The 18,221-nt window shown below is 64.0% G+C and carries 14 protein-coding genes; 9 read left to right on the top strand and 5 right to left on the bottom strand.

All coding sequences use genetic code 11. From position 1 onward, the window contains the following. Nucleotides 1–81 precede the first annotated feature (81 nt). Both AB4Y34_RS05175 and AB4Y34_RS05170 read left to right on the top strand, forming a co-directional pair. Nucleotides 82–1,119 carry a DUF1338 domain-containing protein gene (locus tag AB4Y34_RS05175; protein WP_176378930.1) on the top strand — a complete coding sequence of 346 codons (1,038 nt, stop codon included), beginning with the start codon at nt 82–84 and terminating at the stop codon, nt 1,117–1,119. A 63-nt stretch (nt 1,120–1,182) separates the two neighbouring features. Next, on the top strand, nt 1,183–4,155 hold the full coding sequence (locus AB4Y34_RS05170) for an FAD-binding and (Fe-S)-binding domain-containing protein (RefSeq protein WP_368715653.1): 2,973 nt from the start codon (nt 1,183–1,185) through the stop codon (nt 4,153–4,155). Nucleotides 4,156–4,180: 25 nt separating this feature from the next. Here AB4Y34_RS05170 and AB4Y34_RS05165 read toward each other — a convergent pair whose 3' ends face one another. Beyond that, the gene (locus tag AB4Y34_RS05165; protein WP_368715445.1) at nt 4,181–4,816 is read right to left on the bottom strand and encodes a helix-turn-helix domain-containing protein; all 636 of its coding nucleotides are present in this window, start codon (nt 4,814–4,816) and stop codon (nt 4,181–4,183) included. A 182-nt stretch (nt 4,817–4,998) separates the two neighbouring features. Next, a complete protein-coding gene (locus AB4Y34_RS05160; RefSeq protein WP_176378931.1) occupies nt 4,999–5,820 on the bottom strand; it encodes an oxaloacetate decarboxylase in 822 nt (273 codons plus the stop codon). A 196-nt stretch (nt 5,821–6,016) separates the two neighbouring features. Between AB4Y34_RS05160 and AB4Y34_RS05155 the strand changes: the two genes are divergently transcribed. Then, nucleotides 6,017–6,328 (top strand): hypothetical protein, encoded by a 312-nt coding sequence (locus AB4Y34_RS05155; RefSeq protein WP_176123231.1) that lies wholly within the window; start codon nt 6,017–6,019, stop codon nt 6,326–6,328. A 188-nt stretch (nt 6,329–6,516) separates the two neighbouring features. Here the strand turns inward: AB4Y34_RS05155 and AB4Y34_RS05150 are convergent, their stop codons facing one another. From AB4Y34_RS05150 to AB4Y34_RS05140, 3 genes are all read right to left on the bottom strand, one after another. Continuing rightward, the gene (locus tag AB4Y34_RS05150; RefSeq protein ID WP_176378933.1) at nt 6,517–6,828 is read right to left on the bottom strand and encodes a DUF4148 domain-containing protein; all 312 of its coding nucleotides are present in this window, start codon (nt 6,826–6,828) and stop codon (nt 6,517–6,519) included. A 191-nt stretch (nt 6,829–7,019) separates the two neighbouring features. After that, nucleotides 7,020–8,114: an aldose epimerase family protein gene (locus AB4Y34_RS05145; RefSeq protein ID WP_368715444.1), complete on the bottom strand. Its 1,095-nt coding sequence runs from the start codon at nt 8,112–8,114 to the stop codon at nt 7,020–7,022. Between the two features lie 36 nt (nt 8,115–8,150). After that, nucleotides 8,151–9,371, bottom strand: a complete 1,221-nt coding sequence (locus AB4Y34_RS05140) for a XylR family transcriptional regulator (protein ID WP_368715443.1) — start codon at nt 9,369–9,371, stop codon at nt 8,151–8,153. Between the two features lie 321 nt (nt 9,372–9,692). Between AB4Y34_RS05140 and xylA the strand changes: the two genes are divergently transcribed. The 6 genes from xylA (at nt 9,693) to AB4Y34_RS05110 (ending at nt 18,103) form a co-directional block, all read left to right on the top strand. Further along, on the top strand, nt 9,693–11,015 hold the full coding sequence (xylA, locus tag AB4Y34_RS05135) for a xylose isomerase (protein ID WP_176378936.1): 1,323 nt from the start codon (nt 9,693–9,695) through the stop codon (nt 11,013–11,015). Nucleotides 11,016–11,144: 129 nt separating this feature from the next. Further along, entirely contained in the window at nt 11,145–12,173 is a 1,029-nt protein-coding gene (xylF, locus tag AB4Y34_RS05130) for a D-xylose ABC transporter substrate-binding protein (RefSeq protein WP_176107254.1), read from the top strand. A gap of 95 nt (nt 12,174–12,268) precedes the next feature. Then, nucleotides 12,269–13,828, top strand: coding sequence for a D-xylose ABC transporter ATP-binding protein (xylG, locus tag AB4Y34_RS05125; RefSeq protein WP_368715442.1), 1,560 nt, complete (start codon nt 12,269–12,271; stop codon nt 13,826–13,828). After that, nucleotides 13,825–15,024 (top strand): sugar ABC transporter permease, encoded by a 1,200-nt coding sequence (locus AB4Y34_RS05120; RefSeq protein WP_176378937.1) that lies wholly within the window; start codon nt 13,825–13,827, stop codon nt 15,022–15,024. Before xylG ends, AB4Y34_RS05120 begins: the two co-directional genes overlap by 4 nt. Before the next feature lie 291 nt (nt 15,025–15,315). Further along, the gene (locus AB4Y34_RS05115; RefSeq protein WP_368715441.1) at nt 15,316–17,586 is read left to right on the top strand and encodes a molybdopterin cofactor-binding domain-containing protein; all 2,271 of its coding nucleotides are present in this window, start codon (nt 15,316–15,318) and stop codon (nt 17,584–17,586) included. 55 nt (nt 17,587–17,641) lie between these two features. After that, nucleotides 17,642–18,103 (top strand): (2Fe-2S)-binding protein, encoded by a 462-nt coding sequence (locus AB4Y34_RS05110; protein WP_368715440.1) that lies wholly within the window; start codon nt 17,642–17,644, stop codon nt 18,101–18,103. Nucleotides 18,104–18,221 lie beyond the last annotated feature (118 nt).

The following is an 18,221-nucleotide window of genomic DNA, read 5'->3' as shown; positions in this document are numbered from 1 at the left end:
GGGGGCGGAGCGGATTTTGAATAATCTCGCCCGTCATGTGGCGCTCGTGCGGGCGCTCAACGTTTAGCGTGGAGAAGCCGAATGCGAAACCTGAAGAATGCGAACGTCGAACAACTGCTGGTGAAGCTGCTGGGCGCGGAGAAGACCGCGCGCCTGTTTGCGACGCTGAATCATCCGCATGTGTTGAACGAGTGGGAAAGCGGCAGCGTCACGCGTGCCGAACTCGCACAGGCGATGAACATGGCGCTGTTCGACGACCTGCTCGCGCGCTCGGAAAACGGCCGCCGCTATACGGAGGAAACCGTCGCCGCCGGCGGCAGCGTGTACTTCGATCATGGCGCGCTGCGCACCGTGCGCTGGCCGCACAGCGGCGCGTTGCCGCCCGGCGAGGCCGCGTTCGCGCGCATCCTGCGGCCGCTCGGCTTTCGGATCAACGGCCGTTATCCGCTCGATCGGCTCGGCATGACCGGCCGCGCATGGGCGCATGACGACGGGCCCGACGAGATCGCGCAGTTCTTCGTCAGCGAACTGCACCCGGAGCGTTTTTCCGCGGCGTTCCAGCAGGCGGTGACGAACGTGATCGGTGCATCGCGCGATCCGTTGACGCCGCGCGCTGGTGGCCTGTTGTGGGAACTCGAACGCGACGGCGTGCTGCCGATCGATGCGGCGCAAGAGTTGCTACCGGTAATAGTCGGAGCGTTCGCGCGTCAGCACGAGATGCCACGCGAAGCCGACTACGAAGTATTGTTGAAGGAGTCGGCGGAGATGGCGTGGATCGCGACTGAAGGTAACGCGTTCAATCACGCGACCGATCGCGTCGCGGATGTGTTCAAGCTGTCGGACGAACAGAAGGCGAAGGGTCGGCCGATGAAGCCGGACGTCGAGCATTCGCGTTCCGGGCGCGTGTTCCAGACCGCGTATCGCGCGGATCTCGTGCAACGCGAATTTCGCGCGGCTGACGGCAGTGTCGTCGCGCGCGACGTGCCGGGCTCGTTTTACGAATTCATCACGCGCAAGCGCAGTTTCGATCAGGACGCGCGCCGCTGGGAAACGGACCTGCGGTTCGACGCGGGCAACGCACAGGGCATCTTCCGGATGACCGCAAGCCAGGCGGCCTGAGCGCATACGACGGCGCAAGCGCCGGCATCGCAGACGAGGAGCGCAGTGGGGACGTCATTGTCATTGGATGAAGAGCGCCGGGTCGACGAGCGCGGCGCTTCGAAAGAACCGCGTGTCGCCAGGCCTTTCGCGGGCAGCGCCGCGGTATTGCAGGCGCTCGAAAGCGATCTGCGCCAGCATGTGCGCGGCGAAGTGCGCTTCGATCGGGGTTCCAAAGCACTGTACGCGTCGGATGCGTCGAACTATCGGCAAGTCCCGCTCGGTGCGGTGATACCGGCCGATATCGACGATCTGCTCGCGACGCTCGCCGCATGCCGTCGCAACGACGTGCCGTTTCTCCCGCGCGGCGGCGGCACCTCTCAGAACGGCCAGTGCGTGAACGTCGCGGTCGTCGCCGATGCGAGCAAGTATCTTAACCGCGTCGTTTCGATCGATCCGCTTGCGGGCGTCGCGGTCGTCGAGCCGGGCGTCGTGTGCGACTCCTTGCGCGATGCCGCCGAACAGCATGGCCTCACGTTCGCGCCCGATCCCGCCACGCATAGCCGCTGCACGCTGGGCGGCATGATCGCGAACAACTCGTGCGGCGCGCATTCGGTGATGGCCGGCAAGACCGTCGAGAACATCGAGGCGCTCGAAATCGCGACCTTCGACGGCGCGCGTTTCTGGGTCGGCCCGACCTCCGAAGAAGAACTCGAACGCATCATCGCGGCGGGTGGTCGTCAAGGCGAAATCTACGCGGCGCTCAAGCAACTGCGCGACACGTACGCGGAACGGATTCGCGCGAAATTCCCGAAGATCAAGCGGCGCGTGTCGGGCTTCAATCTCGATCAACTGCTGCCGGAAAACGGCTTCAACGTCGCGCGTGCGCTGGTTGGCAGCGAAGGCACTTGCGCGGTCACGTTGCAGGCGAAAGTGAGACTCGTGAAGAGTCCGGCGAGGCGCGTGATCGTCGTGGTCGGGTTCACCGACATCTATACGGCGGCGGACGCCGTGCCGCATTTCATGCGCTGCGGGCCGATCGCAGTCGAGGGACTCGACCGCCCGATCATTCGCGGCCTGCAGGCGCGCGGGCTGAAGAAGGATGAGATCGCACTGCTGCCCGAAGGCGATGCATGGGTCGTGCTCGAATTCGGCGCGGATACGCAGCATGAAGCACTGCAACAAGCACGCGACGCCGCCGCGTATTTTCAGTCGGGCGCGGCGGGGCCGGAAATCTCGACGGTGCTCGTCGAAGATCGCGCATTGCAGGCGAAGGTGTGGTCGATTCGTGAGACTGGCGCGTCGGCGGTCGCGTTATCGGTGGATCGCGACAAGCCCGATCCGGTGGTCGGCTGGGAAGATGCCGCAGTCGATCCGCTGCGGCTCGGCGATTATCTGCGCGCGTTTCAGGCGCTCGTCGATCGCTATGGCTACGAGACGAGCCTGTATGGCCATTTCGGCGACGGCTGCGTGCACGCGCGCATCACGTTCGATCTGCGCAGCGCGGAAGGTATCGCGACGTGGCGCGGGTTCTTGCGCGAAGCGGCGGAACTGGTGGTCGAATTCGGCGGCTCGCTGTCGGGCGAACACGGCGATGGCCAGGCGAAGGCCGAGTTTCTGCCGATCATGTACGGCCCCGAACTGATGCAGGCGATGGAGCAGTTCAAGGCGATCTGGGACCCGGCGAATCGTTTGAATCCGGGCAAGGTCGTGCATGCATACCGCGCCGACGAAAACCTGCGCACGGGTCCCGCGTACAAGCCGGTGACGCTGCATACGAAGCTCACGTTCGCGAGTCAGGAAGGCGATGGTTTTCAGCGTGCGATCGAACGCTGCATTGGCATGGGCAAATGCCGCTCGCTCGAAGGCGGCACGATGTGTCCGAGTTATCGCGGCACGCGCGAGGAAAAGTACTCGACGCGCGGGCGCGCTCATCTGTTCTGGGAAATGCTGCAAGGCGACGTGATCGCCGATGGCTGGAACAGCCGCGAAGTGAAGGAAGCGCTCGATACCTGCCTCGCATGCAAGGGCTGCAAGTCCGATTGCCCGACGCATACGGACATGGCGTCGTACAAGGCGGAGTTCCTTTCACACTACTATCAAAACAATCGTCGGCCGCGTCAGGCGCTGTTCATGGGGCGGATCGGCGAATGGGCGCCGTGGGCCGCGCGTTTTCCACGCGTGACCAACTTTCTGACGACGGCGCCCGGTTTGTCCGCGCTCGGCAAATGGATGGCGGGCGTGGCGCAGACCCGTGCGTTGCCGCGCTTTGCCGCTACGACTTATAGACGGAGCGCATCGTCGCAAGCATCCGCGCTTGATGCGCGCGGCGGCGACGCAAAGAAAGTGATCCTGTGGGTGGACACGTTCAACGACCACTTCACGCCCGAGATCGCGCGGGCCGCAGCTGATGTGCTGACGCAACTGGGCTGGCGCGTCGTCCTGCCGAAGAAGCGTTTGTGCTGCGGACGTCCGCTGTACGACTTTGGTCTGCTCGATCGCGCGCGCGAACTGCTCACGCATATCGTCGACGATCTCGCGGACGACATCGCCGCCGGCGTGCCGCTGGTCGGTCTGGAGCCTGGCTGTCTATCGGTGTTCAAGGACGAGTTGCTGAAGCAACTCCCCAACCATGCGTTGGCGAAGAAGCTGTCCACGCAAACCTATCTGTTTGCCGATTTCGTCGCGCGTCAGCCGTTCGAGTGGCCGACGCTCGAGGCCGATGTGATCGTGCATGGCCATTGTCATCAGAAGGCGCTATTCGGCATGCAGGGCGATACGGCGCTGCTGGACAAGCTCGGCGTCAGATGGAAGCTGCTCGATACCGGCTGCTGCGGGATGGCGGGATCGTTCGGCTTCAATGTCGAGCATCACGCGTTGTCAGAAAAGATCGGCGAGGACAAGCTGTTTCCGTCCGTGCGCGACGCGATGGCGGCGAATGCGCAAACGATCGTGCTGACCAACGGCTTCAGTTGTCGCGAGCAGATCGAGCACGGTACGGGCCGACACGCACTGCATATCGCGCAACTCGCGCAACGGGCGCTGGCGGCGCGCTGAGTGCGCGCGCGCCGTGCAGGGCGCGCTATTTCTTCGCTGAATCGTTCGCTGCAGGCGGTGTATGCGGAAGGTCCGCATTGGTCGCCATCCACAATACTTCGGCGTCTTCCTCGCTGGTCGACACCGCCGCGTGACCCGTGCGGCTATCGAAGTAGAGGCTGTCGCCCGCGTTCAGATGTGTCGGCGCGTACAGCTCCGAATAGAGGCACACGCTGCCGCTGATCACGTAGAGAAACTCCTCGCCTTCGTGGCGGCCCCAGTCGTCGAAGGCGTCGAGCGTGTGCGCGGAGATGCGGATGCGAAACGGCAGCATCGCCTTGTGCGCGAGATCGGTGGCAAGCAACTCCATCTGATAGCCGCGATACGCGTGGCGCTGGCCTTCGTTTTTGCGCGTCAGCGCGCGCCGGCCGCTCGCGCTGACTTTCGGCGTCGAGCCGAACAGTTCGCCGATTTCGATCTTCAGGCCCAGCACGATTTTCTGCAGCACGTCGAAAGTCGGGGACATCAGGCCGTTTTCGATTTTCGACAGCGTCGAGCGCGAGACGCCGCACAGGCGGCTCGCGGTTTCGAGCGTCAGATCCTGCGCCTGACGGGCGGCGCGCACGCGCCGGCCGAGATCGGAGGACGCGGTGTCGCCGGATTTGGTGAGATGGGTGTCCATGAGGCTTGCTGCGGGTCGGGTATGCGCTTGATCGGGGCGAACAATGTTTCCGATCATAACATTTGGCTCGACGGGTGCCTCTGTGCGCCGATTCATGCGTTCGCGCGCTTTTCTCATCGGAAACGCCGCCACTTTCCCGTCACGTCGATGCGGCGCGCGAACACCTGTGTGCACGGCGTTTTTCACGCGTTGCGATTGAAAAGCTCATTGAGCTGCTTGCCCGCCACCGCGCCGGTGAAGTCGAAGCGGCCATCGGCCAGCACCTGAGCGGCGTGCATGAAGCCACCCCACGCCGCGCGCGCGAGCCCGCCCCCGACGCTGATCCGCCGCACGCCGAGCGCGGCCACGTCCTGCAACGTCAGCGTCGAGGTCGAGCCGATCAGCAGATTGACGGGCTTCGGCGCGACGGCCGCGACCACCGCTCCGATCTGCTCGCGGGTCTGGATGCCGGGCGCATACAGGCAGTCCGCGCCCGCCGCCGCATAGGCCTTCAGACGCGCGATGGCATCGTCGAGATCGGCGTTGCCGGCGAAGAAATTCTCCGCGCGGCCGACCAGCAGAGTGTCGCCGCCGTTCTGATCGATCGCACGGCGCGCGGCGCTGAGCCGTTGCACCGCGACGTCGACCGGAAACAGCGGCGCGGCGGGGTTGCCGGTCGAGTCCTCGATCGACAGACCCGCGACGCCCGTTGCCACCGCGAGCGCCACGCTCTCGGCCACTTCTTCCGGATCGCGGCCGAAGCCGTTTTCGAAGTCGGCATTGACCGGCAGATCGGTCGCATCGACGATCGCGCGCAGGTGGGCGAGGATCGTTTCGCGCGGCAAGGTGTTATCCGCGTGTCCGGTCGACCACGCAAAACCAGAACTGGTAGTGGCGAGCGCCTTGAAGCCGAGCGTATGCAGATAACGGGCGCTGCCCACGTCCCACGGATTGGGCAGCACGAAACAGCCAGACGAGTGCAGCGCGCGGAAAGCGGCGCGTTTTTCAGCGGCGGTGCGGGGCATCGCATGTCTCCTTGGAATGAGGAAGCGCGGCTCCCTCGTTGAGGGGAAAACGTCGGGTCAACTGATGCGTGGGCAAATCGGCATTCACAAGGGGAAAGTCTATGTCCGTATCGAAAGCGCGGCTGATGAAATTGGTGGCGAGTTTCGCGGGCGTTGCGAATAATTCAAAATGCCGATAACGAAACGGAGGCGCGACATGAACATCGCGACGCGGATACGGTCGATCCCTGCCGTGTTGGTGCTCACGCTCGTTGGCTGCGCCGCGGGCGGCGGGAACGGCGGCGCGCAAACCCATCTGAGTGCAACGCAATGCCAGGACCTGACCGACCTCAAGAACAAGGCGCCGGCCACGCATCAGCGGAGCATGAGCGAACTGACAGCGCTGCAGCAAGCAGGCTACCACCCTGAACGACGCTTCGATCCTGACTATCCGGCGAGTCTCGAGCGCGCGCAGCGTCAGGTGAACATCTGGTATCAGACGGAATGCCCGCAGGCACGGTCTGGCTGAATCCGCGGCGGCGTGGGAATTAGCGGTACGGTTCGTGGGGCCGCGTATAAGCAGAAAAGCGAGCGCATGTGTTGAAAACATGCGCTCGCTTCATATCGGTACAAAACGGCGAAAATCGCCAAGACGGAAAAGCCGCTAACTCACGAATCTTTCCTCGCTGCGGACTTTCGCAACACGTTTGCGACTCGTTATTGACCGTCCGGATTGACTACCATCGGATGATGGCCCGATTGCGACGATCCGCCCATCGGCGACCCGTATCCCGAGGTATTGGCTTGTCCGTTCCCTTTCATCGCGGCGACACGTGCCTCGGCCGCCTGAATGTCCGCGGGATACTGGGCATCGAGCGAGATGGCCGGGTTATAGCCATTCTGTTCGAGTTGCTGCACTTCCGCTTTGACTTCGGCTCGCGTGACCGGCTGTTCCGATTGTGCGAACGACGCGACCGGCGCAGCAGCGATCACGGCGGTAAGCGCAACTGCCTGGATAAGCGATTTCATGATGTTTCCCTCCGTAGTTGTGTATCCGGCGCCGCAGGGATGCCGGTGCCATAAAAACAGTCTAGAAGGGTGCGTACTTCGGGAAAACCACTAGTCGACTAATTCAGTATTGCAGAGAACGGCTAGTCGGCGAACTGTAATCTGGCCGTCGCGGTGTTCGTAAAACACCGGAAAAGCGCCCGCAAATCCAGTCACACACCTTCGCGTACATCGACGCGGTAAGTCGTGACCTGGCGGTAGGTATCGCCGGGTCGCACGATCACTTCGTCGTGGCCCGTCATATTGACCTCGTTCGGAAAACCGCCCGCCTCGAGGCACAAGCCGGCGTGCCGTTGATAGCGAACGCCCCCGCGTCCCGGGTTGCCGTTCAACGCGTTGCCCGTGTAAAACTGCAAGCCCCGCTGATCGGTCGCGACGGTCAGTTCGCGTCCGCTGCCTGGATCGTATGCGCAGGCAACTTCGCGCAGCGGCAGCGCGTGGCCATCGTTGCCGTTTATCGCGTCTGCCGGCGCCTCGCGCAGCACGTAGCAATGATCGAAGCCGCCAGCGCGCGCGAGTTGCGAGTGCGGCCAGTCGAGCCGTCCGCCGATCGGCGCGCTCTGCCGGAAGTCGAATGCGTTGCCCGCGACGTCGGCGAGCTTGCACGGAATCATCGTCGCGTCGACTTCGAAAAAGCGCTCGGCGTCGATCGACAGCACGTGGCCGCGAATGTCGGTGCCCGCGCGCCCAGTCAGGTTGAAGTACGGATGGCTGGTCAGATTGAGCGGCGTCGGCGCGTCGGTGATCGCTTCGTAGCCGATCGTCAGCGTGCCGTCGTCGTCGAGCGAATAGCGCACCTGCACCGTCACGTTGCCCGGGAAACCGGCATCGCCTTCGGGCGACTCCAGGCGCATCAGCAACGCGCCGTCGTCCTCGGCGACGTCCCATAACGCGCGATGAAAACCGACCGTGCCGCCGTGCAGCAGGTTCGGACCTTCGTTGCGATCCAGCGTGTACTCGATGCCGTCGAGCGCAAAGCGCGCGCCCGCAATGCGATTCGCCCAGCGGCCGATCAGTCCGCCCATGTAGGTCGAGGCCGCCACGTATTCGGCGGGCGTGTCGTGGCCGAGCAGAATATCGCCGAGACGTCCGGCGCGATCCGGCGCGTGCCACGAAACCAGCGTCGCACCGAGGTCGCTGATGGCGACTTTCATGCCGTGTGCGTTACGCAGCGTATAGAGCCGGACTCGATCGCCGCCCTGCAGCGTGCCCCACGTTTCGGAAGAGAGTTGTGCGATGCTGATCATGTGGTCACAGTGCGAAGAAAAAATAGAAAAGCATGCTCAGCCAGTGGTTTTCGTCTTCGGGCCCACGCGCTCCTGGTATTCGCGCGGCGTGCAGCCGAGTTCGCGGCGAAATACCGCGTACATGTATTGCAGCGACGTGAAGCCGCAACGAATCGCGACTTCCGCACTCGACGCATCGCGTTTCGCCAGCAGCGACTTCGCGACGTCGAGCTTGTGGCGCAGGATCTCCTGATGCACGGTGCATTGCCGCTCGCGCCGGAAATACTCTTCGAGCGACGAACGCGAAACGCCCACATAGTCGGCCACCTGCTCGGTGCGGATGCCTTGGCACGCGTACTGGCGGATGAAATGGCGCGCGCGCATCACGTACGGACTCGCGAGCGGCTGATGCCGCGTCGATTCGAGCACGTTGATGCCGACCGGCGGCACCAGAATGCGGCGCCCCGGAAAGCGCGCGCCGTGCAGCATCTGATGCAGGAGGTGCGCGGCGGTACGGCCCATTTCCTCAGTGCCCTGAATCACCGACGACAGCGGAATGCGCGTCAGCGTGCGCGTGAGCGGATCGTTGTCGATGCCGATGATCGCGACTTCCTCGGGCACCGGAATGCCCGCGATCAGACAGGCCTGGAGCAAATGCCGTGCACGCGCGTCGGTCACCGCGATGATGCCGACCGGCTTGGGCAGTTGCCGCAGCCACGTGGTCAGCTGTTCGATCGCCTGGTTCCAGGACGGCGCGCTCGTCGACAGACCGCGATAGATTTCGCTATCGATCTGCGCCGCGCTGTGTCCGTCCGCGCTGCGCAGATGCGCGAAGGCGAGTTCGCGCTGTTGCGCCCAACGGTTTTCCTGCGCCTGCGGCAGGCTGTACAGCGCGAAGTTTTCGAGGCCCGCGCCGATCAGATGTGTGTACGCGAGCGACACGAGCTTGCTGTTGTCGGTCGCGATATAGGGTAAATCCGAGGGGTACTGCGTCGGATCCTCGTACGACGAACCGACCGCGACCACCGGCAGCGGGCAGTCGCGCAGGGCTTCGCCGACGGCGGGATCGTCGAAGTCCGCGATGATGCCGTCGCCGTCGAAGCGCTGGATACCGGCGAGCCGGCAGCGGAAGTCCTCTTCGAGGAAGAGATCCCATGCGACACGGGTCGACAGCAGGTAGTTGCCGATACCCGTGATGATCTCGCGATCGTAGACCTTGTTCGCGTTGAACAGCAGCGCGATCCGATGGGTTGTCTGAGGTGCTTGTGGACGGGTCATGGCGGTGTGCGGCGTGCGGACGATGGACCACGCGCCTTTGTCTCCATTGTGTCGGGTGCCTGGGGCAACTCCGTTTTTAAGCGTCTGGCTATTCTAGGCGTCGAATCGCGCGCCGGCAGTAAACAAACGCGCCGGCGGTAAGAAACATCAAGCGCGCTGCGAAATTTCGCAATTGCCGGCACATCGTGCAAGCGGCAGCATGGCGTCACCTCGTCGGCCTGCACGGCCAAACCGCGCGGGTCGCGGCGAAGAATGCAAAGAAAACCTTTCATGGGACCCGAGTAGTCGCTTTGCGGCAACTCGGGCCAACTGGAGACGCCGATGTCCTACTTCGAACACATTCCCGAGATTCGTTACGAAGGCCCGCAATCGGACAACCCGCTCGCGTACCGTCACTACGACAAAACCAGGAAGGTACTCGGCAAGACGCTCGAGGAGCATCTGCGTATCGCCGTGTGCTATTGGCACTCGTTCGTCTGGCCGGGCGTCGATATCTTCGGTCAGGGCACGTTCCGGCGGCCGTGGCAGCAACCCGGCGACGCAATGGAGCGGGCGCTTCAGAAGGCTGACGCCGCGTTCGAATTCTTCTCGAAGCTCGGCACGCCGTACTACACGTTCCACGATACCGACGTCGCGCCCGAAGGCGCGAGCGTCAAGGAATACAGCGAGAGCTTCCTGCGCGTGTCCGACTACCTTGCGCGCAAGCAGCAGGATACCGGTATCAAATTGCTGTGGGGCACCGCGAATCTGTTTTCGCATCCGCGTTACGCGGCCGGTGCCGCGACCAATCCGAATCCGGAGGTGTTCGCCTTTGCGGCGACCCAGGTGCGTCATGCGCTCGACGCGACGCTGCGCCTCGGCGGTGAGAACTACGTGTTGTGGGGCGGACGTGAAGGCTACGACACGCTGCTGAACACCGACCTCGTGCGCGAGCGCGAGCAGTTCGCGCGCTTCCTGCACATGGTGGTCGAGCACAAGCATCAGATCGGTTTCAAGGGCACCCTGCTGATCGAGCCGAAGCCGCAGGAGCCGACCAAGCATCAATACGACTACGACGTCGCAACCGTGCATGGCTTCCTGCTGCAGCACGGTCTCGACAAGGAGATCCGCGTCAACATCGAGGCCAATCATGCGACGCTCGCGGGCCACTCGTTCCATCACGAAATTGCGACCGCGTTTGCGCTCGGCATCTTCGGCAGCATCGATGCGAATCGTGGCGATCCGCAAAACGGTTGGGATACCGACCAATTCCCCAATAGCGTCGAGGAACTGACGCTGGCCTTCTACGAGATTCTGCGCCACGGCGGCTTCACGACCGGCGGCATGAACTTCGATGCGAAATTGCGGCGCCAGAGTGTCGATCCCGAAGACCTGTTTTATGGCCACATCGGCGCGATCGACAACCTCGCGCTCGGCCTCGAACGCGCGGCGGTGCTGGTCGAAAACGAGCGCCTCGAACAGTTCAAGCGGCAACGCTACGCGGGTTGGGATGGCGAATTCGGCCGCAAGATCCTGTCCGGCGAGTATTCGCTGTCGACGCTTGCGGAGGACACGCTGGCGCGCGATCTGAATCCGCGGCATGTGAGCGGGCAGCAGGAACAGATGGAAAACATCGTAAATCAGGCGATTTATAGCGGACGTTGAATAAAGATTGCGCGGCCACGTGGACCGCGCGCACCAGCAAGCTGTGGGTTGTAGCTTGTCCGAGTCTGCGGCTCGCAGCGCAGACCGATACGTCCGGTATTCCGGCGATCACTAACGAAGGAGACAAAAATGAAGTTCGCAATGCGTCGTAACGTACTGAGCTCGCTGCTGTGCGGCGCGGTACTCGCCAGCCTGTCGCTCGCCGCCCCGCTCGCGCACGCCAGCAAGGATCATCCGGAAATCGGCTTCTGCATCGACGATCTGCGCGTCGAGCGCTGGTCGCGCGATCGCGACTATTTCGTCGCCGCGGCGGAAAAGCTCGGCGCGAAGGTGTCCGTACAATCGGCCGATGCGAGCGAAGAGCGTCAGATCTCGCAGATCGAAAATCTGATCTCGCGTGGCGTCGACGTAATCGTGATCGTGCCGTTCAACTCGAAGACGCTCGGCAACGTGGTGGCCGAAGCACGCAAAGCGGGCATCAAGGTCGTGTCGTATGACCGCCTGATCCTCGACGCCGATATCGACGCCTACATCTCGTTCGACAACGAGAAGGTCGGCGAAATGCAGGCGCAGGGCGTCTACGACGCGCGGCCGAAGGGCAACTACTTCCTGCTCGGCGGCGCACCGACCGACAACAACGCGAAGATGCTGCGCCAGGGTCAGCTGAAGGTGCTGCAACCGGCGATCGACAAGGGTGACATCAAGGTCGTCGGCCAGCAGTGGGTGCCGGAGTGGAGCGCATCGACCGCGCTGCGCATCATGGAAGACGCACTGACCGCGAACAACAACAAGATCGACGCAGTCGTCGCGTCGAACGACGGCACCGCTGGCGGCGCGATCCAGGCGCTCGCGGCGCAAGGCCTCGCGGGCAAGGTACCTATCTCGGGTCAGGATGCCGACCTCGCGGCTGTGAAGCGCGTGGCTGCCGGCACGCAGACGATGACCGTCTACAAACCGCTGAAGCTGATCGCGGGCGAAGCGGCGAAGCTGTCGGTCGCGCTGGCGAAGGGTGACAAGCCGGCGTTCAACGCGCAGTACGACAACGGCAAGAAGAAGGTCGATACGGTGCTGCTGCAGCCGACCAAGCTGACGAAGGCGAACCTCGACACCGTCGTGAAGGACGGCTTCTACACGCAAGAGCAACTCGCGAGCAAATAACACTGAGACGGGTGCGATGTGAACGCCACGCTCCCGGGCCATCGCGCCCGGGAGCGTGCTCGAACATCGGCCCAACTTGCAGCGAGGCATAGCGAATGACGCAACCTCTTCTGACGATGCGCGGCATCGTCAAAGCTTTTTCCGGCGTGAAGGCGCTCGATGGCATCGATCTGACCGTATCGCCGGGCGAATGCGTGGGCCTGTGCGGCGAAAACGGCGCCGGCAAATCGACGCTGATGAAGGTACTGTCCGGCGTGTATCCGCATGGAACCTGGGATGGCGAAATAACCTGGGAAGGCGAGACGCTGAAGGCCGCGAGCGTACGCGACACCGAACGCGCGGGCATCATCATTATCCACCAGGAACTGATGCTCGTGCCGGAGCTGTCGGTCGCGGAAAACATCTTTCTCGGCAACGAAATCACGCTGCCGGGCGGCCGCATGAATTACGCGGCGATGTATCAGCGCGCCGACGAACTGCTGCGCGAACTCGGCATCAGCGGCATCAACGCCGCGCAGCCCGTGATGAACTACGGCGGCGGCCATCAACAGCTGATCGAAATCGCGAAGGCGCTGAACAAGCGCGCGAAGCTGCTGATTCTCGACGAACCGTCGTCGTCGCTGACCGCCTCGGAAATCGCGATTCTGCTCGACATCGTTCGCGATCTGAAACGGCGCGGCATTGCCTGCGTGTATATCTCGCACAAGCTCGACGAAGTCGCGGCAGTCTGCGACACGATCAGCGTGATTCGCGACGGCCGCCATGTCGCGACCGAGCCGATGCACGCGCTGACGACCGAGCGGATCATCGCGCTGATGGTCGGCCGCGAGATCAAGAATCTGTTTCCGCGCGAGCCGCATCCGATCGGCGACGTGATCTTCGAAGCCCGCAACGTCACGTGTTTCGACGTGACGAATCCGCGCCGCAAGCGCGTTGACGACGTGTCGTTCTCGTTGCGACGCGGCGAGATTCTCGGCGTCGCCGGCCTCGTCGGCGCGGGCCGCACCGAGCTGATGCAGGCGATCTTCGGCGCGTATGCGGGCATCAGCGAGGCACATGTCGTGCTCGACGGCAAGCCGCTGAAGATCCGCGCGCCGATCGACGCGATTCGCGCCGGCATCGCGATGGTGCCCGAGGACCGCAAACGCCACGGCATCGTGCCGGGCATGAGCGTCGGCCATAACATCACGCTTGCGGTATTGCAGCGTTTCGCGTCGGGCGGACGCATCGATTCCGCAGCCGAACTCGACACGATTCATACGGAAATGAAGCGGCTTTCCGTGCGCGCGGCGAATCCGATGCTATCGATTGCAAGTCTGTCGGGCGGCAATCAGCAGAAGGCCGTGCTCACGCGCATGCTGCTGACCAACCCGACCGTGCTGATCCTCGACGAACCGACGCGCGGCGTCGATGTCGGCGCCAAGTACGAGATCTACAAGCTGATCTTCCAGCTGGCGCATCGCGGCATGTCGATCGTGATGGTGTCGTCCGAATTGCCGGAAGTGCTCGGCATCAGCGACCGTGTGCTGGTGATCGGCGAAGGCGAGTTGCGCGGCGACTTCGTCAACGACGGCCTCACGCAGGAAGACATTCTCGGCGCCGCGATCCGCCCCGTGCATCTATCTACGAACTCAACCGCAGCGAGTGCCGCATGACTCCCGACGTAACTTCCCAACGCACCGACAACGCCGCGCCGCGAGACACATTCGGCGGCACTCAACGGCTCCAGCAACTGTTCGCGCGCTACAAGATTCTCGCGCTGCTGATTGCCGTGGCCGTGATCTGGATTTTCTTTTCGGCGCTCACGCACGGCGCGTTCGTCACGCCACGCAACCTGTCGAATCTGCTGCGGCAGATGTCGATTACCGGCATGCTGGCGTGCGGCATGGTGTTCGTGATCATCGCCGGTGAAATCGACCTGTCGGTCGGCTCACTCCTCGGCTTGCTCGGCGGCGTCGCGGCGATTCTCGACGTGAACCGGCACTGGCCGATCGGCGTGACGATTCCGGTCGTGCTGTTGCTCGGCATCGTGGTCGGCTTGTTCAACGGCTGGTGGTCGACGTATCGGCGCGTGCCGTCGTTTATCGTCGGGCTCGGCGGCATGCTTGCGTATCGCGGCATTCTGCTCGGTATTACCGGCGGGTCGACGATCGCGCCGGTGTCAGACAGCTTCGTGTTCGTCGGCCAGGGCTATCTGCCGCGGCTCGCCGGGGACACGCTCGCCGTCGTGCTGTTCGTGCTGCTGGCCTTCCTGACGATCCGCCAGCGCGCCAACCGGCAGCGTTATCAGTTGCGCGTCGTGCCGTTCTGGCAGGACGTCGCGAAGGTGGTCGGCGCGGGCGCGATTCTCGCCGGCTTCGTCGCGATGCTCGACAACTACGGCGGAATTCCGGTGCCGGTGTTGCTGCTGCTCGCGCTGCTCGGCATCTTCACGTGGATCGCGACGCAGACCGTGTTCGGACGCCGCATCTACGCGGTCGGCTCGAATCTCGAAGCGACGCGGCTCTCGGGTGTCAACACCGACCGCGTGAAGCTTGCGATCTTCGCGCTGATGGGGCTGATGTGCGCGTTCGCCGGCATCGTCAACACGGCGCGGCTCGCGGCCGGTTCGCCGTCGGCCGGCTCGATGGGCGAGCTCGATGCGATCGCCGCGTGCTTCATCGGCGGCACGTCGATGCGCGGCGGCTCCGGCACCGTGTACGGCGCGCTGATCGGCGCGCTGGTGATGGCGAGCCTCGACAACGGCATGTCGATGCTCGACGTCGACGCATACTGGCAGATGATCGTGAAGGGCGGCATCCTCGTGCTGGCCGTATGGATCGATGTGGTCTCGGGTTCGAACCGCCGTTGATCCGGTCGCATGATCGCCTGATTGAAGCAAAGCGCAAGGTTCGCGGTGTGCCAGCGGTTTTAATCACGCTCGCACACCGCGGCCCGCGCGACAGCAGTTAATGAAACACCCCACGACTTTCCCCCGCCGCTTTCAGTCCCCGCCTTTCCACGCCGCACGGCCGCTTCAGGTTCACGCGCGCATTTAAGTCTCACGCACGCCGATTCGTCTTATTACTATTCGCAGTCAAAGACGGGTGCATCAGCGCTGTCGCCGCTTTCCTATCATCGAGCCAGCCGAGCGAGTCATGCCATGTTGACGCGCAGAACCTTTCTGCTTGGCGGCGCCAGTGCGTTGGGCGGGCTGCTGGTCGGCTGGGGCGTGCTGCCGCCGCGCCAGCGCCTGATGACGTCGACGCCGCTGCCGACGCAAGGCACGCAGGTCGCGCTGAACGGCTGGGTCAAGATCGACACCGATAACCGTGTGACGATCATGGTGCCGAAGGCCGAGATGGGGCAGGGCATCCATACGGGGCTTGCGATGCTGCTCGCCGAAGAGCTCGACGCCGACTGGTCGCAGGTGCACGTCGAAGAGGCGCCGATCGACCGGATCTACAACGCGGTGCAGAGCATCGTCGACGATCTGCCGTTTCGCCCGGACGACGACAGCTATATCCGGCGCGGCACCGTGTGGATTACGAGCAAGGCGGTGCGTGAGATCGGCACGATGATGACGGGCGGCTCGTCGAGCATGAACGATCTCTGGACGCCGATGCGCGAGGCCGGCGCGTCGGCGCGCGTGATGCTGATCGGGGCGGCGGCCGAGCGCTGGGACGTGCCGGTCCGCGAATGCCGCGCGGAACAGGGCTACGTGCTGCATCCGCGGGGACATAAGGCGACGTTCGGCGAGTTGTCGTCGGTGGCCTCGGGCCAGCCGCTGCCGCGCAGCGTCGTCCTGAAGCGGCCCGCCGACTTCAAGCTGATCGGCCAGCCCGTACGGCGCATCGAAGCCGCGTCGAAAATCGACGGCGCGGCGCGCTTCGGCATCGACGTGCTGCCGAACGGCCTGGTCTATGCGAGCGTCGTGATGTGCCCGACGCTCGGCGGCACGGTCGCGCATTTCGACGCGACGCCCGCGCAAAAGATGCCGGGCTTCATCAAGGCGCTCGCCGTGCGGCCGTATGCGGGCGGCACCGGCGGCGTAGCCGTGATCGCGGACAATGCGTTTCACGCGATGAACGCGGTCGACGCGATCAACGTGAGCTGGCATCACGGCGAGGCCGCGAAGCTGTCGAGCACGGAGGTGGATCGCCACCTCGTCGACGCGCTCGACCATACGGACGGTCACGTGTATTACGTCATCGGCAACGTCGACAACGCGATGAGCCGCGCGGCGCGCAAGATCGAAGCGGTCTATCACGCGCCCTACCTCGCGCATGGCGCGGTCGAGCCGCTGAACTGCACGGTGCAGGTCGCCGACGGCGCGGCGACCGTCTGGGTATCGACGCAAATGCCGCGGCTCGCGCGGCACCATGCGGCGAAAGTGCTCGACCTCGACGTCGATCTCGTCGATGTGCAGACGCAGTTGTTGGGCGGCGCGTTCGGCCGGCGCCTCGAACTCGATTTCGTCGCGCAGGCGGCGGCGATCGCGCGCGAGGCCGATGGCCGTCCGGTGCAGACCATCTGGTCGCGCCAGCAGGATTTCACGCACGACTTCTACCGGCCCGCGTGCGCGGCATGGCTGCAGGCCGGCTTCGACGAACAGGGCAAGCTGGTCGCGTGGCACGCGAAGTCGGCGGGCCAGGCGATCGTGCCGGATGCGCTCGCGCGCTACTACGGCATGCCCCGCATTCCGATCGACAAGACCACCTGCGAAGGCGCGTTCGATCAACCGTACGAGTGGCCGGCCGCGCGTGTGTCGCACAAGATCATCGAATTGCCGGTGCCGATCGGCTTCTGGCGCTCGGTCGGCCACTCGCATCAGGCCTTCTTCACCGAGAGCTTCACCGACGAAGCCGCCGCCGCGGCCGGCCAGGACCCGATCGCGTTTCGCGCGATGCTGCTCGCCCAGCATCCGCGTCATCTGGCGGTCCTGAAGCGTGTCGAGAAGTTATCGGACTGGGGGCGTCCGCTCAAACCCGCCGCCGATGGCGCGCGCTGCGCCCGTGGCGTCGCGTTGCACGAGGCATTCGGCAGCGTCGTGGCGCAGGTCGCGGAGGTGTCGATCGGGGCGAACCGGCAGATTCGCGTGCATCGCGTGGTTTGCGTGATCGATTGCGGCTTACCGGTGAACCCAAACCTGATCCGTCAGCAGATGGAAGGCGGCATCGTGTTTGGGCTGTCGAGCGCGTTGCAGAACGAGATCACGATCGTCAACGGCCAGGTGCAGCAGCAGAACTTCGTGGACTTTCCGGTCGTGCGGATGAATGTGTGCCCGGCGATCGAAGTCGACATCATGCCGAGCCAACTGCATCCGCAAGGTGTCGGCGAGCCGGGCGTGCCGCCGATCGCGCCGGCGGTGGGCAATGCGGTGTTCGCGCTGACGGGGCAGCGTTTGCGGGCGCTGCCGTTGCGGCTTGCATGACGGACGGCGGACAGGCAACAGCTTGCGATGCAGCGTGGCGACTCAGGAGGCGGGCATGGCGGTACTGAACATCAACGGACGCAGAGTGCTGGTCAATGCCGACCCGGACATGCCGCTGCTATGGGTACTGCGCTGCGATCTCGGCATGACCGGCACCAAGTTCGGCTGCGGCGTGGGCATCTGCGGCGCATGCACGATCAATCTCGATGATGCCGCGTGCCTCTCTTGCCAGACGCCGATGTCGAGCCTGCATACGCAGAAGATCACGACGATCGAGGGTTTGCAGGGACGCGAGGCGCAGGCGCTGAAGACCGCGTGGCTCGAACTCGATGTGGTGCAGTGCGGTTATTGCCAGAGCGCGCAATTAATGGCGGCTTGCGCGTTGCTGAAGCACAAGCCCGATCCGACCGATGCCGACATCGACGAGGCGATGACGCCGGTGGTGTGCCGTTGCGGCACGTATCCGCGGGTGCGGGCGGCGATACATCAGGCGGCGGCCAAGGCGCGCAAGAGCTGAGCCGCTCTTGCGGAGCGCCGCCCGCCCAACTCAACGCGCAAACATTTCGACCACCGTCACCACCGCGGTGAAGATACCGATGCATCCGCCCAATGTGACTACGCCCTGCATGAATGGC

It is taken from the genome of Paraburkholderia sp. BR10954, from assembly GCF_040965775.1.
In the GTDB taxonomy this organism is placed as follows: domain Bacteria; phylum Pseudomonadota; class Gammaproteobacteria; order Burkholderiales; family Burkholderiaceae; genus Paraburkholderia; species Paraburkholderia youngii.
The sequence above is the reverse complement of the archived record's forward strand: the minus strand, read 5'-3'. Positions and strand labels throughout refer to the sequence as shown.